The organism is Glaciecola sp. KUL10, assembly GCF_003203515.1.
GTDB lineage: Bacteria > Pseudomonadota > Gammaproteobacteria > Enterobacterales > Alteromonadaceae > Glaciecola.
Window position 1 is genome coordinate 22,903 of the sequence record NZ_BGNG01000007.1, and the last position, 14,582, is coordinate 37,484.

Consider the following 14,582-nt stretch of genomic DNA (forward strand, 5'->3'; position numbering starts at 1 on the left):
ATTACGCAGAAATTTTAAAAACGAGGTGTTGTTATGAAAAATGAAATTACTATCGAAAATGAAATTATAAAAGGTGCCCCAGCAGTTCCACTCTGGAAAACTTGGGGACTAAGGCTGTTTTTTGCGGGCTTAGTTTTTGTGATTGGGAGATGGCAGTTAATCTACATTTTAGAGGGGCCTTCAGATTGGACGCCTTGGCGTGGAGTGGGGCATTCATTTCTATTTGCACTAGCCATATTATCTATAGGCGGCATGTTTCGTCCATTGGCTTTATTACCTATTATGATATTTGAAATCGTTTGGAAAGTTGTATGGCTACTTGCTGTAGCGCTTCCGCTATGGATGGCTGGAGAGCAAATTCCGGGTGTTGTAAGTATTCAAGGATCAATAATTGGGAGTTGTTTAATCGCTACAGTTATCCCTTGGAAATATGTATGGTGGAGATATTTCAAACAGCCATTAGAGCCATGGAGGCGTAAAAAGCAAAAAGCTGCGGAATAAACCTACGTAAAATTTGGGGGGTGTTAGCGTCCGTTATATTCGCCCCTAGCTATAAAACTGTGTTACTGATTAAGCGTTTAAAACAAAACAGTAAGGAATTTGTATGCGATTAGCAAATAAAATAGCACTTATTACTGGAGGGGCCAGAGGTATTGGTGAAGCAACAGCAAAGGCTTTTGCAGCAGAAGGTGCCCACGTAATTATTACCGATATTAATGATCAGCAGGGAAATGAAGTTGTTAGTAGTTTAGCTGAGCGAAGTGAATATCTGCACCTGGATGTATCGAAACCCGAGGATTGGCAAAGAGTCCATGCAAGTATCCTAGCTAAATATGGTCGTATCGATATTTTAGTTAACAATGCTGGCATAACAGGTTTTTTAGAAACCAGTGGACCACATGACCCTGAGCATTTGGACTTGGTCAGTTGGCAAAAAGTAAATTCGGTAAACATTGATGGCGTGGTGTTAGGCTGCCAAGTAGCTATTAAATTGATGAAGAAATCAACAGCTGCAAGTATTGTTAATATCTCTTCTCGCTCAGGTATTGTTGGTATTCCAGCAGCAGCGGCTTATGCTGCAAGCAAGGCCGCTGTCAGAAATCACACCAAAACGGTAGCACTTTATTGTGCCGAAAAAGGCTACCCAATAAGGTGTAATTCAATTCACCCTGGGGCGATATTAACGCCAATGTGGGACGCCATGCTCGGTGAAGGTGAGGCCAGAATTGCTGCTATAAAGGCAGTTGCTTCCGATATCCCACTAGGCACAATGGGAACACCAGAAGATGTTGCTTATGCCGCATTATATCTGGCGTCTAATGAGTCTAAATACGTAACTGGTATCGAGCTTAACATTGATGGCGGCATACTCGCTGGCAGCGCAGCTGCACCAACCCAAGAGATGTAAAAAATCATTAAAGGACGGAGCCTTGAAGACATGGGGTAGTTAAACAAGCGTTGTCGTAAAATATAAATTCAAAAAAGTTGTGAGATTTTTCTAGCTAGCGCGAATCATTAGTTAAGTAGGTTTTGTTAACGAGGATATGATGGTTGTGATTAATCACCATTGCGTAAAGAATTTAATGTTAGCTTGGATTCACGCACACGAAGAATTGAATCCAAAATCAATCAATAAGCCCTTTACAAAAGGTGACTGATAAGTGCAAATTTCGAAGAAAAGTGAAATGTGCCCAGACAAGCAAACGCTGTATCTTGAGATCATAGAAAAACACAAGGGTATCGTTTTCAAAATCACTCGTGCCTACTGTAGAAATGAGTTTGAAAGAGAAGACTTAGCTCAAGAAATACTGGCTCAAATTTGGCGCTCTTTAGATACGTATCAAGAAACATTCAAAATAACGACATGGATGTATCGAGTGGCACTAAATGTGGCAATTTCGTTTTATAGGAAAGACAAATCAGTCGCATACAAGCATCTGCAGATGGAAGATAAACTACTCAGCTATGATATGGAAAAAGAAAGCGAAAATGAACAGGGTTTGATCAAACTTTATGAGTTTATTAACCAACTGAACGATATAGATAAAGCGGTGCTATTGATGTACTTAGAAGGCGAAAACCAGTCTGAAATTGCTTCTAATTTAAATATCACGGTATCAAATGTCTCAACCAAAATCAGTCGGATCAAGCAAAAACTAGAGCAGAAGGCTGCTTAAATTAAAGAGGTAATAAGTATGAATTTAGAGCAAATGCAAACCATGTGGCAATCACATAGCGCAAAATTAGACGAGTGTATTAGTCTCAATAAAAGCCATTTAGTAGATAAGCAGTTCGAAAGTAAAAAAAATGAGTTAAATAAGCTCAAGGTTACGAGAGCAATTGAAGGCTTGTTGTTTTTTGTCGTTGTCTTTTTGCTATGGAAGTACATCGTTTCTTCTTGGGAGTTAAGTGCGCCAGTGGTGTCGGCCTTTATACTGAATATATTTGCTATTGTCGGCTTAGCGGGAAGCATTGGACAAATAGTGCTGTTGAACAATATTGATTTCTCCAAGCCTGTTAAAGAAACAGTAACAGACCTTATTGCGGTGCGTTCGCATAATTTGAATAACTTTAAGCTTATTAGCCTTTCAGTTCCGCTATATATGGCTTATGTCTTTTTAGCTTATGACATAGTTTTTAGCGTAGACTTATTCTCACTAATGTCAGCTCAAACCCAGGCAGTGTTTGCTGCTGTTTCATTATTGACTGGTGGACTGGTTGTATACTTAATTAATAAACTTAAGCCAGAAAATAGAAACAATAAATTAATTGGGTGGCTGTTTAAGGAAGTATCGGGCGAAAGATTAACTCACTTGTTGGATGAACTTGAAAACTTGGAAAACGCCAGCCTATCAAGAGTGTTTTAATTAACTTTATTGCCACAACATTTTTTAACGGTGGGGGAGCTTAATTGGCCCCTCGCTTTTGATAATACAACTAGCAGCTAAAGTCAGATTATTGCCTAAATTAGCACGAAAATTTAATGAGAGGTTTATAAATTTTGAATGACAGCGTAATAGATTTGGTTAGCGTTACGATACAAGTATTCGGTTTGCTGTTGGTGGCGATTGAGCTTTATTTACCGAAATTAGCGGAACGTCTTAAAGTATTCTTAGAAACAGTTCAATTTCGATTTGTTGGCAGACCAGCGAAGAAACAGGACTGGCACTGGGTTGCAATTGGAGCCTATATTACTATTTGGGTAATTTCGGTCGCTATCGTCTCAATAATGGAGCCCTCGATGAGTATCGTTGCAAATGCTGCCTTTACAATCTTTACAATATTCTTTGGAATAGTCACCTTTATAAGCAAGGTTTTTGTAAGACTAGGCATAGTGCTTGGCAGAGGGAATGCTATCGGTGGTGTTGGCCTAGTTTTAGCTTTAATTGGTTTTACGGTAGAGATATCCAAGATGGTTATCGCTTAACCGTCAAAGCTAGATAGACGCGTTGAAAATATGAGTCTCATAAGAATTAATGGCATATGACTATCTTGATTGATGACTTCAAATCGCTTTTTCAAACGATGATGATGCTCAACCCTCTATGACTGCGAAACAATATCGTGACAACCCTTATCACTTCTCAAATTCGGTCAACTTCAGGCTTATTTTAGCGCTAGGTACTCAGTGACTTAAAAAATAGTCATACCACCATTTCACCGAACAAAGTAATGTATCTGTATTTTAGAAAACTTACCAAGTGGTCAGTTATTTGCGGGTGTAAATTGTTGAATATATTGATTTTTAATTTTTACTGTGGGATTTTTAATTCTACTGGCATCATTAATGCAAAGGTTTATCCATAAGCGTAAAAATTACAAGTTTTGTAGACATTTGCGCCATTACATTGCAAATAATTAAAAAACTGCACCAAAAAAGTGAATGTTGGTTTTTTATTATTTCTGTGTATTTAGACCGTGTGATTTGTTGTGGTTTGAATCCGTCAACAAATTACTAACTTTGCATTAGGAAGCTTTAGGATGGATGAGCAAACACGCCCACTGTTTAAACATATTAGAAATCACGATGCTTTGTTCAGTGAATTAGCGCTTATCCGAAATAACTATATTGCTTCTTTGGGACTAAAAGACTATCGCTTTCACAAAACGCCAAAACAAATAACACCATCAGGCCAGCGTTTATCAATCGAGCCTGAACGAAGTATCGTTATACATGATTACAAAGCTGTGACAGGTGTTAAGCCAATTTTATGCAAGCAATTAGCCGGTTTTAGTATCATTCCCGATAGTGATATTGGTTTTCGATACCCAACGGCTGCATTAGCTGGACTAGAAGCTCCTTATATTAAGCGATTTAGATCAGAGTATTTTCACCGCGTTGACGAACATCGTGATATTTGCCGACCCATAAACTTGTCCTATGGCATAAAAAGCAGAGGTAAAAGCGATAATCGTGAGGAATATGAGGTATGGGTACCTGAGGACAAGCTAAGCCACGATCCAAGTCCTTTATTTATTGAAAAATACGCCGAAGATCTCCCGAAAGCTATACTCGACTTTGCTAGCCAGCCTCCTTTAGTACATGGTTGGATGGGAGTGAAGCGTTGCGCGTTTGAAGGTATCTATCAGGAGCCTAGCTTAGGAGATATAGCGGTATGCATCGCACTATCTTTAGATTCATACAATATCGGCGCTCGCCCAGACTTATCCTTTTCAGAAAATACTCAAAGCTCCATTGCTTGTGGTGGTGCAGAGTTTGAGTGGGAAGTATTAGGTTTTTACTGTCCAGATAGTGTGCAACCCAGTCAGGAGCAAATCTGGTCTGCGATTAACAAAGCCATTGATGCAATCTCAGAACCACTCGAAACAGCATTTAGTCGCGATATTGTGGCGAGTGATGAAAGCAAAACAGAACGTATTTTAAGTGCTGTTTTTGAAAGTGGTACCACGGTTGACGAAGTTGAGGCGCTTAACTTGAAACCTTGGGAGTTTTTACAGACTCAAAGTGAGTACCGCAAAAAGCCCCGTGATAACACCCGAAGTATCAATTTATTAGGGCGGCTAAACCGACTTTTTTACAACCCCGAATATGCATTGCCATCGCTGCGCGAACTTCATCATCTTGCGGCCTTAGAAATATGAATAAAAAGAATATCCAGAGTCTCTGTGTACTTAATATAAAAGTAATTAATAAAAGGGTAAACCATGCGCGGAAATACTGAAATAATTTATGGTCTCGATGACAAGCCGCCTTTCGGTCAAAGCTTTACCGCTGCCATCCAGCATGTACTTGCCAGTTTTGTTGGCATAGTAACACCAACCCTAGTCATCGGTTCGAGCCTAGGTTTGTATAACGAAATCCCATATCTAATTAGCATGGCGCTTATCATATCGGGTGTGGGCACTGCCGTGCAGGCACGTCGGTATCGAGGTGTAGGTGCAGGGTTGATAGCTTTGCAAGGTACTAGCTTTGCATTCTTGACCGCTTTTATAACAGGTGGATTGCTTGTAAAAAGTAAAGGCGGCACGAACGAAGAAATACTAGCGGTGTTGTTCACTATCACCTTTCTAGGTGCGTTTATCGAAATCTTCATGAGCTTTTTTATCCGCTACGTTAAAAAGATCATCACTCCGCTTACAACAGGTGTTGTTATAACAACAATTGGCGTGTCATTAATCAAAGTTGGTATGACTGACATTGCTGGTGGATTTGGCGCTCAAGACTTTGGTAGTTTATCTAATCTTGCACTAGGAGGATTAGTGCTCGCTATTATTATTGGTCTGAACAACTCTTCTCGCCCCTTATTGCGCTTATCCGCAATTTTTATTGGTATTATCGTTGGTTCGTTGATCGCTTATTCAAGTGGAATGAGCGTGTTTAAAAGTCCAGATAGTATTGAGCTACTTGCTTTCCCAATTCCATTTAAATATGGCTTTGCCTTTAGTTGGGATGTATTTATCCCAGTTGCTTTAGTCTATTGCTTAAGCACTATCGAAACAGCCGGCGATTTAACGGCAAATAGTCTGTTTTGTGGTTTACCCATAAAAGGCAAACAATACATTAGTCGAATCAAAGGTGGTATTTTGGCTGATGGCATAAACTCTATGCTTGCCGGCATATTTAATACATTTCCTAATACTACTTTTGGGCAAAATAATGCAGTGATACAACTTACTGGTGTCACAAGTCGCTATATTGCGTATTTTATTTCATTTATTTTGGTAGTCTTGGGCTTATTCCCAATTTTGGGTGTAGTGCTACAAAACATTCCTAAGCCGGTTTTAGGTGGCGCTACATTAGTGATGTTTGCCACTATTGCAGTGGCGGGCATTAAAATTCTGAGCTCCGAGCCCATCAATCGGCGTAGCAGCTTGATCATTGCCAGCTCTTTTGGCCTGGGCTTTGGTACGATGTTAGTACCTGATGTGTTGTCGCATTTGCCAAGTTTACTGCAGAATATATTTTCTTCTGCTGTCTCTACCGCAGGGTTTACCGCTATTATAATGACCTTAATTTTACCTGATAACCAAATAACTTCGTTTATCCCTGAGGTAAATAACACAAAACTAAAAGAAGCTGATGCTCCATGAACCACGTCACCAAACCCAACATCGACAAGACATCACAAAAGATTTGGTTAAAGTCACCTTTGGCTGTATTTACTGCAAGCAATTCAGATGCAAGCGGGGGACTTGTTGTTCATGACGATAAAATTATTGAATGCATTTCCGCGGGGCAAACGCCAAAATCTGAATATGATAGTGTAATAGAATGCGGCAATTTCGTGCTGACTCCTGGACTTATCAATACACATCATCATTTTTATCAAACGCTTACCCGTTGTTTACCTCAAGCTATTAACAAACCACTATTTCCTTGGCTAAAAACCTTGTATAAAGTTTGGCAACATCTTGATGACGAAATGCTATATAGCGCAACACAGTTGGCGTCTTTAGAGCTAATGCTGTCGGGAACTAGTATGGTCTGCGATCACCACTATGTTTTCCCTAAAGGTTTAGATAATGCGATCGACATTCAGGCTGAGGCACTCAAACAACTAGGTTGTCGTGCAATGCTAACTCGCGGATCAATGAGTTTGGGAGAATCAGATGGTGGCTTGCCACCTGATTCAGTAGTGCAAACACAAGACACAATTATTCAAGACAGTATAAGGGTAATCAAGCAGCACCATGAGAGCTTTGAGGGTGCATACTTAAATATTGCGTTGGCGCCGTGTTCGCCTTTTTCTGTGACCACCGAGTTAATGCAAGAAACAGCGTCTGTGGCCCAAAAACACAATGTTTTATTGCACACCCACTTAGCCGAAACCGAGGATGAAAACGTATTTTGTGAGCGCATGTACGGTATGCGGCCTCTCGCTTACTTAGATAAGTGCAATTGGTTAGGCCCGCAAACTTGGCTTGCTCATGGTATACATTTTTCGGCTGACGAAATTACCTTACTCGGTAAACACAAAGTGGGCATTGCGCACTGTCCTAGTTCTAATATGCTCTTGGCCTCAGGTATTTGCCCTACGCTTGAACTTGAAAAAGCGGGATGTAAAATCGGCATGGCTGTCGACGGTTCAGCGTCTAACGATTGTTCTAATTTGTCTCAAGAAGTCCGTCAGTCTTTACTGCAACAACGTTTAAAGTATGGAGCTGAGTTGATCACCGCTGAGAAAGTACTGGGTTGGGCAACTGCTGGTTCTGCAAGCGTTCTTCACCGCAATGACATTGGCGAACTCGCGCCAGGGAAACAGGCGGATATTGCTTTTTTTGATCTTAATGAATTACGTTTTTCAGGTGCAGGCGATCCTATCGCGGCATTGGTCACCTGTGGTGTTTACAAAGCCAGTAAATTAATGGTTGGCGGCAATTTGGTAATTGAAGATGAGCAACATGCAAACGCGCTAAGTGAACAAATATTGCATCAACATACTCAGCTAGCCAAACAACTTCACGCTAAGTCGGCTTAGAGATTTATGACAAGATCACTTTCTACCAATAACACCTTGCCAGCCGCTTTTGTATCTATGCCAAAAGAAACGGATAAGATTAAAGTGGCAAGTAAAGATTTTTCCGACGTAACTTTGGCTTGTCCACTTGCCAATATGCGCTTAGCGGTTAAAGACCTTTTTCACATTGACGGACTGTCTACAGCAGCAGGCAATCCTACTTGGGCGAAAACACATCCAACACCCGACACAACTAACTCAAGTGTGTCGGCGCTTATTCAAGCCGGCGCGCGCTATGTTGGCAAAACGCTGACAGACGAGCTTGCGTATAGTCTAAATGGTCAAAATATCCACTATCCAGCCTTATACAACCCAGTTACACCAGATAGGATAGTAGGAGGTTCATCAAGTGGTTCAGCAGCGGCTGTATCTAGTGACATTGCCGATATAGGCTTGGGCACAGATACTGGCGGCTCAATTAGAGTACCAGCAAGCTACAACGGTTTATTTGGCTTACGAACTACACACGGAGTAATACCCAAGGACAACATGGTTCCACTGGCGCCAAGCTTCGACACAGTCGGTTGGATGTGCAAAAGCATTGAGTTACTTGAAGAAGTGGGCAAAGTACTTTTACCTAAAAGCAAAATGCTAGCCAGCGATTCACAAGCAAACGAGATACGTATATTTGTTGCGAGCAATTTAATAGCCGCATCAGAACAAAGCAGGGAAATACAAAACTGGCTGACCACTTTGAGCAAAGTAGCCATAACAAAAGGGGAGTTTGATGTCATCGCGATGGACACGAGCAATACCTTTCGAATACTTCAGGGCTTTGAAATATGGCAGCAACATGGGCAATGGATTTCTGCGAATTCACCTAAATTTGCAGACGATGTTGAGCAACGGTTTAAATGGTGTAAAAGCTTAAGCCTAACGCAGCAAGAAATGGCAAAATCGCAACAACAAACCATTAAGCACTATGTCGATGAAATATTTGAGCAACATGATCTAATACTATTGCCAACGACACCTGGACTAGCCCCTCTGATTGGTCAAGAACCGAGTGAAATGGCAAGTTACCGAGAAGAACTCATGGCCTTAACCGCAATAGCGGGTCTAAGTGGCCGTCCGCAAATACACTTGCCTTTATTTAAGATAGATGACGCGCCCTGCGGTTTATCTTTAATTGGTAAGCTGGGGGAAGATCTTAAATTGGTTCAACTAGCAAAGCAGCTTATACATACAAGTAAACTGGCGCCGAAAGAGAGGCATATTCAATGAAAACATCGAGGATGAGTACAGCGTCATTCACCTCTCCACATTTTGCTGCCACGAATGCAGGCATCGACATACTGGATAAAGGAGGCACTGCGATTGAAGCAATGGTTGCAGCAGCAGCATCTATTGCAGTTAACTACCCCCATATGAACGGCTTAGGTGGTGATGGTTTTTGGTTAATTAGCGAACCTGAAAAGCCTCCAATAGCAATAAATGCAGCAGGTGTTGCAGCAAAAGCAGCTGACTTATCCTTTTATGATGGTTTATCGAGTATTCCCAGCAGTGGTCCTAAAGCGGCGTTAACAATGGCAGGCGCTGTCTCTGGTTGGCAAAAAGCCCTAGAAATTAGCGATAGCTGGCAAAAGAATAAGTCATTGTCTCTGCTATTAGGTCATGCAATTGAGCAAGCGCAGTCAGGTGTAAAGGTCACCCAAAGTATGTGTGATGCTAGTCATAAAACCTTTGAAAATATGTCAAGTTCGGCGGCTTTTGCGCAGTTTTTGTCAGACGGTAAGCCACTCAGTAAAGGCGAGTTAATTAAGTTACCACTCTTATCCAAAACCTTAACAAAGCTTGTTGAAAATGGTCTAAGCGATTTTTATCAAGGCGAAGTTGCAGCGCAACTTGCCCATGATCTTTGCGCAGCAGGATCGCCCATACAGCTTCAAGACTTTCATGACTACCAAGCTGAAGTCGTCGAGCCTTTGAACGTTAAGGTGAGTAAAGGAAAGCTTTACAATCTTCCTGCGCCCACACAAGGTATTGCCTCGCTTATTATTCTAGCCTTGTATGATCTGCTTCAGCACCACGTTACTGACGACCTTAGTCATGCACACTTGCTGATTGAGTGCACAAAACAAGCCTTTATTCAAAGAAATAAATACCTGACCGATCCCTCTAGGCTTGACATAGCTCTAAATGAATTGCTCGATCAAGCCAGCATTAAAGCTATGGCTGACAATATATCAATGACTTCTGCTGCTCCATGGCCGCATGCAGCAGCCAAGGGCGATACTGTTTGGATGGGTGCTTGCGATAACCAAGGTCGCATGGTGAGTTATATACAGAGTTTGTATTGGGAGTTTGGCAGTGGCGTAGTGAGCCCTTCAACAGGTATTGTTTGGAACAACCGTGGTACTTCATTTAGTTTAGAAAAAAACAGTCTTGGGCAATTGGCGCCAGGATTGCAACCCTTTCACACCTTAAACCCAGCTTTTGCTGAGTTAAATGACGGAAGGCGCATAGCATACGGGACAATGGGCGGAGAAGGACAACCACAAACTCAAGCAGCTACAATTACGCGTTACGTTTATCAAAATATGCCTCTGCAAGATGCGTTTTCTAAAGGTCGCTGGTTGTTGGGTCGAACTTGGGGCGAAAACTCACACAATTTAAAACTAGAGTGTGATATTGGTGAAGATATTGAGAGTCGTTTAGTCAACATGGGGCATGACGTGGTGAGCGTTCCAGCAAAGAGCGAAATCATGGGGCACTCAGGCGCGGTAGTTTTGCACACAGATGGCACCTGTGAAGCCACTACTGATCCAAGAAGCGATGGCAAAGCCATTGTTCAATCTGTTGATACTTAATAAAAGGCAAGATAATGGATTTAATATTAACGAACTTACCGACAATCGCCGCACTTATTGCAACAGGAGTCGTCGCAGGTCTATTAGCCGGTTTACTGGGCGTCGGTGGTGGTATCGTGATTGTTCCGATACTCTATTTTTTGTTTCAAGCTTTTGGGGTTTCACCAGATTCTGCAATGGTGATTGCCACGGCAACATCTTTAGCGACCATCGTACCCACTTCAGTTACTTCGATGCGCGCCCACCACAAAAAAGGAAATGTCGATTTTGCGCTCTTGAAGTTATGGAGCGGCTTTATCGTTGTAGGTGTGTTAGTTGGCAGTTATTTAGTGACAAAAGTAGATGGTCAATGGCTCAGCATATTGTTTGGTATTATTGCCACCTTGTCCGCCCTAAATATGTTATTTGGCAGTAAAACTGCAGTGTTTAACGACTTGCCGAATAAAGCGGGGCAAGCTGGCATGGGCACCAGTGTCGGGCTGTTTAGTTCGCTCGTCGGAATTGGTGGAGGTACGTTAACTGTGCCTATGCTGACCTTTTGCAACTACCCTGCACACAAGGCTGTCGGTACAGCAGCAGCTGTCGGCTTACTGATTTCTTTGCCTGCTGCAATTACTATGCTCGTAGTTGGCGTAACGCCTGCAGATGCGCCAATCGGCACATTTGGCTTGGTCAATTTAGTTGGCTTTGTTTGTATTGTGCCATTGACGGTATTATTTGCGCCAATAGGGGCAAACCTCGCGCACAATATGGATGCAGCAAAACTTAAGAAAGTTTTTGCTGTTGTGCTAATGATCACCGGCATTCGTATGCTCTCACAAGTTTTCTTATAGGATTACATGATGTCTTTACTTACCCCACCTCCTCGTTTGCTAATGGGTCCAGGTCCGATCAATTGCTATCCGCGTGTGCTAAATGCAATGTCGACCCAATTAGTAGGCCAATATGACCCTGTTATGACTGGCTACATGAATGAAACCATGTCACTTTATCGCAAGGTGTTTAAAACAGAAAACAAGCAAACATTTTTGATTGACGGAACGTCTAGAGCAGGGATAGAAGCAGTATTGGTATCGATTGTTGAACCTGGTGACAAGGTATTAGTGCCTATTTTTGGACGCTTCGGTCATTTATTGGCAGAAATAGCCGAGCGAGCAGGTGCAAAGGTACACACTATTGAAGTACCGTGGGGCGAAGTATTTGAGCCTCAACAAATTGAAGACGCCGTTAAACAGGTTCGCCCAAAGGTTGTTGCTGTTGTACAGGGCGATACCTCAACAACGATGCTACAACCTCTCGATGAAATTGGAGCAATTTGCCGTCGATATGATGCCTTATTTTATTCAGATGGCACTGCATCTATTGGCGGAAATCCCTTTGAAACTGATTTATGGCAACTTGATGCTGTGTCAGTTGGTTTGCAAAAATGTCTGGGGGGCCCATCAGGCAGCGCCCCCGTGACCTTTGGTGAGCGTTATTTAGATATCGTCAATAAACGCAGGCATGTAGAAGCCGGTATCCGAAACAATCAGCATGTTGATGGTCAAGCATCTAGGATACGCTCTAACTACTTTGATATTCCAATGATTATGGATTATTGGGGAGAAGAACGCCTAAACCACCATACAGAAGCATCTTCGATGCTTTATTGTGCCAGAGAATGTGCTTTGCAATTGTTAGAAGAAGGCATCGACAAGAGCATTGCTAGACATCAACTAGTAGGCGATGCGATGTTAGCTGGTGTTAAAGGGTTAAACTTAAAACCCTTTGGCGACTTGCGTCATAAAATGACCAATGTTGTAGGCGTCTACATCCCTGAGGGCATCAACGGAGAAGCTATTCGCCACACTATGCTACACGATTTCAATATCGAAATTGGCACTAGCTTTGGGCCTCTGCACGGTAAGATTTGGCGTATTGGCACGATGGGATATAACGCGCGACCAGACGCCGTTTATCAAACGCTACAATCCCTTGAAACCTGCCTAAGAAGAGCCGGACATAAGCTTTCACTTGGGGAAGGTGTAGACTCAGCTTACGCAGTATATTCGGGTCACGCACTATGAGCCAAGCCAGTCGTAGTCACTTACTCTTTGAACGAGCTCAATGGGTGATGCAAGCTTGTGAAGATCTAGGTGCGATTAGTCAATCGCCTGTCTATGTGGATAGGCGTTATTTAACTAAAGAACACAAAGCAGCAAACTCTCTTGTAATGACTTGGATGAAAGAGAGGTCAATGCGTACATGGGAAGACGCAGTGGGCAATGTGTGTGGACGCTTACAAAGCAAAAACCCTAATGCGAAGTCATTATTGTTTGGCAGTCACTTGGATACTGTTGTCAATGGCGGTAAATATGATGGCATGTTAGGCGTTATAGCCCCCTTAGCGCTAGTAGACTTGCTACTTGAAGATAGTACTGAATTTCCTTTTCACATCGATATTGTCGGTTTTTGCGATGAAGAAGGCACGCGCTTTGGTTCGACGTTATTAGGCAGTAGAGCATTAACGGGCAAGTGGCAGCGCGAATGGGCGAATTTACAAGATGCCGATGGCAAAAGCCTGCGACAAGCAATGCAAGACTTTGGCTTAAATTTTGACGCAGTCGATGACGCCAAGCTTGATTCGAATTCCTTACTTTCATATGTGGAAGTCCATATTGAACAAGGCCCAGTGCTTGAAGAAAAAAACCTGCCAGTTGGTGTGGTAAGCGCTATTACAGGAGCAAAACGTTTTAATATAAGCCTAAAAGGTATGGCTGGCCATGCAGGCACAGTGCCAATGGCGAATCGTCAAGATGCGCTTTTGGGGGCAAGTGAAATGGTGTTAGCGGTAGAGCAATGTGCCATCGATTATGAAGTCGTGGCAACTGTGGGAAAGATAAATAATTCTCCAAATGCGGTTAATGTGATTTCGGGTATGTGTGAATTTAGTCTTGATGTTCGCAGCGACAATGATCAACGTCGAGATGCTGCAATTACCGAAATGACCGCTGTGTTTGAAAATATCGCTAAACATCGCGCATTGAGTTTGGAGATTACAGAAACGCATCAAGCCCCCGCTATTTTATGTTCTCAAAGCTTGATTAGGCAACTGGGTATAGCCTGTGTTAGTGCACAAGTTGCACCTAATGATGAACCATTTCAATTACTGTCAGGGGCAGGGCATGATGCAATGGCGATGGCTGAGATTTGTGAAGTCGGCATGCTATTTGTCCGTTGCGATAAGGGAATTAGTCATCATCCCAAAGAGTCAATTTTAGTAAGTGATGTGCAAGATACACTGGCGGTATTACAAGCGTTTGTGATGCACTTTGAGCAAAGTATTCAATAGTCACAGACATCGTGACTAAGTGATAAATGGCAATAATTTAAACCAAATCAATCAAGGATAAAATATGATAGTGCCACGTATATACGCCGATGAGCAGGGCAACAGCCTGTTTGGTGAGGTAGATATGCCTTTAGCAGATGGTGGACCAATTGGTTTACTGTCAGAAAAATTCCCAGCCGGCTCAGTGATATTTCGTGAAACTCCTGCAGATTACAACTTCAAATGGCACCCAGCACCAGCTCGCCAACTTTTGTTTATCATAAAAGGCAGTGCAGAATTTACCGTCTCAAGTGGAGACGCTCGAGTGTTTGGTACAGGCAGTGTAGTGCTGCTAGAAGATACACATGGACAAGGACATTGCAGTCGAGCCCTTAATAATGAGGTTCGTCATTCAATTTTTGTGACTCTGCCCGAAGGTTTGGATAGCGTAATAAAATAGTATTCGCCTAAGTATAAGGATGT

The 14,582-nt window shown here is 42.3% G+C and carries 14 protein-coding genes; all 14 read left to right on the top strand.

The window, feature by feature from the left end; translation table 11 throughout:
- Window positions 1-33 precede the first annotated feature (33 nt).
- Entirely contained in the window at window positions 34-501 is a 468-nt protein-coding gene (locus tag KUL10_RS12630; RefSeq protein WP_110429307.1) for a hypothetical protein, read from the top strand.
- Between the two features lie 103 nt (window positions 502-604).
- The gene (locus KUL10_RS12635; protein ID WP_110429308.1) at window positions 605-1,408 is read left to right on the top strand and encodes a glucose 1-dehydrogenase; all 804 of its coding nucleotides are present in this window, start codon (window positions 605-607) and stop codon (window positions 1,406-1,408) included.
- Window positions 1,409-1,661: 253 nt separating this feature from the next.
- On the top strand, window positions 1,662-2,177 hold the full coding sequence (locus KUL10_RS12640) for an RNA polymerase sigma factor (protein WP_199509236.1): 516 nt from the start codon (window positions 1,662-1,664) through the stop codon (window positions 2,175-2,177).
- 18 nt (window positions 2,178-2,195) lie between these two features.
- A complete protein-coding gene (locus KUL10_RS12645; RefSeq protein ID WP_110429309.1) occupies window positions 2,196-2,867 on the top strand; it encodes a hypothetical protein in 672 nt (223 codons plus the stop codon).
- A 134-nt stretch (window positions 2,868-3,001) separates the two neighbouring features.
- Window positions 3,002-3,427, top strand: coding sequence for a hypothetical protein (locus tag KUL10_RS12650; protein WP_110429310.1), 426 nt, complete (start codon window positions 3,002-3,004; stop codon window positions 3,425-3,427).
- 554 nt (window positions 3,428-3,981) lie between these two features.
- Entirely contained in the window at window positions 3,982-5,103 is a 1,122-nt protein-coding gene (locus KUL10_RS12655) for a hypothetical protein (protein ID WP_110429311.1), read from the top strand.
- Between the two features lie 63 nt (window positions 5,104-5,166).
- The gene (locus tag KUL10_RS12660; RefSeq protein ID WP_110429312.1) at window positions 5,167-6,552 is read left to right on the top strand and encodes a uracil-xanthine permease family protein; all 1,386 of its coding nucleotides are present in this window, start codon (window positions 5,167-5,169) and stop codon (window positions 6,550-6,552) included.
- Complete coding sequence (locus tag KUL10_RS12665; RefSeq protein ID WP_110429313.1) at window positions 6,549-7,940, top strand: 8-oxoguanine deaminase; 1,392 nt, start codon at window positions 6,549-6,551, stop codon at window positions 7,938-7,940. Before KUL10_RS12660 ends, KUL10_RS12665 begins: the two co-directional genes overlap by 4 nt.
- A gap of 6 nt (window positions 7,941-7,946) precedes the next feature.
- The gene (locus KUL10_RS12670) at window positions 7,947-9,203 is read left to right on the top strand and encodes an amidase (RefSeq protein ID WP_110429314.1); all 1,257 of its coding nucleotides are present in this window, start codon (window positions 7,947-7,949) and stop codon (window positions 9,201-9,203) included.
- Window positions 9,200-10,789, top strand: a complete 1,590-nt coding sequence (locus KUL10_RS12675; RefSeq protein WP_110429315.1) for a gamma-glutamyltransferase family protein — start codon at window positions 9,200-9,202, stop codon at window positions 10,787-10,789. Before KUL10_RS12670 ends, KUL10_RS12675 begins: the two co-directional genes overlap by 4 nt.
- A 14-nt stretch (window positions 10,790-10,803) precedes the next feature.
- A complete protein-coding gene (locus tag KUL10_RS12680; protein WP_110429316.1) occupies window positions 10,804-11,622 on the top strand; it encodes a sulfite exporter TauE/SafE family protein in 819 nt (272 codons plus the stop codon).
- Between the two features lie 9 nt (window positions 11,623-11,631).
- Window positions 11,632-12,855 carry an alanine--glyoxylate aminotransferase family protein gene (locus tag KUL10_RS12685; protein WP_199509245.1) on the top strand — a complete coding sequence of 408 codons (1,224 nt, stop codon included), beginning with the start codon at window positions 11,632-11,634 and terminating at the stop codon, window positions 12,853-12,855.
- Entirely contained in the window at window positions 12,852-14,120 is a 1,269-nt protein-coding gene (locus KUL10_RS12690) for an allantoate amidohydrolase (RefSeq protein ID WP_110429317.1), read from the top strand. Before KUL10_RS12685 ends, KUL10_RS12690 begins: the two co-directional genes overlap by 4 nt.
- Before the next feature lie 64 nt (window positions 14,121-14,184).
- Window positions 14,185-14,559 carry a hypothetical protein gene (locus tag KUL10_RS12695; protein ID WP_110429318.1) on the top strand — a complete coding sequence of 125 codons (375 nt, stop codon included), beginning with the start codon at window positions 14,185-14,187 and terminating at the stop codon, window positions 14,557-14,559.
- Window positions 14,560-14,582: the final 23 nt, after the last annotated feature.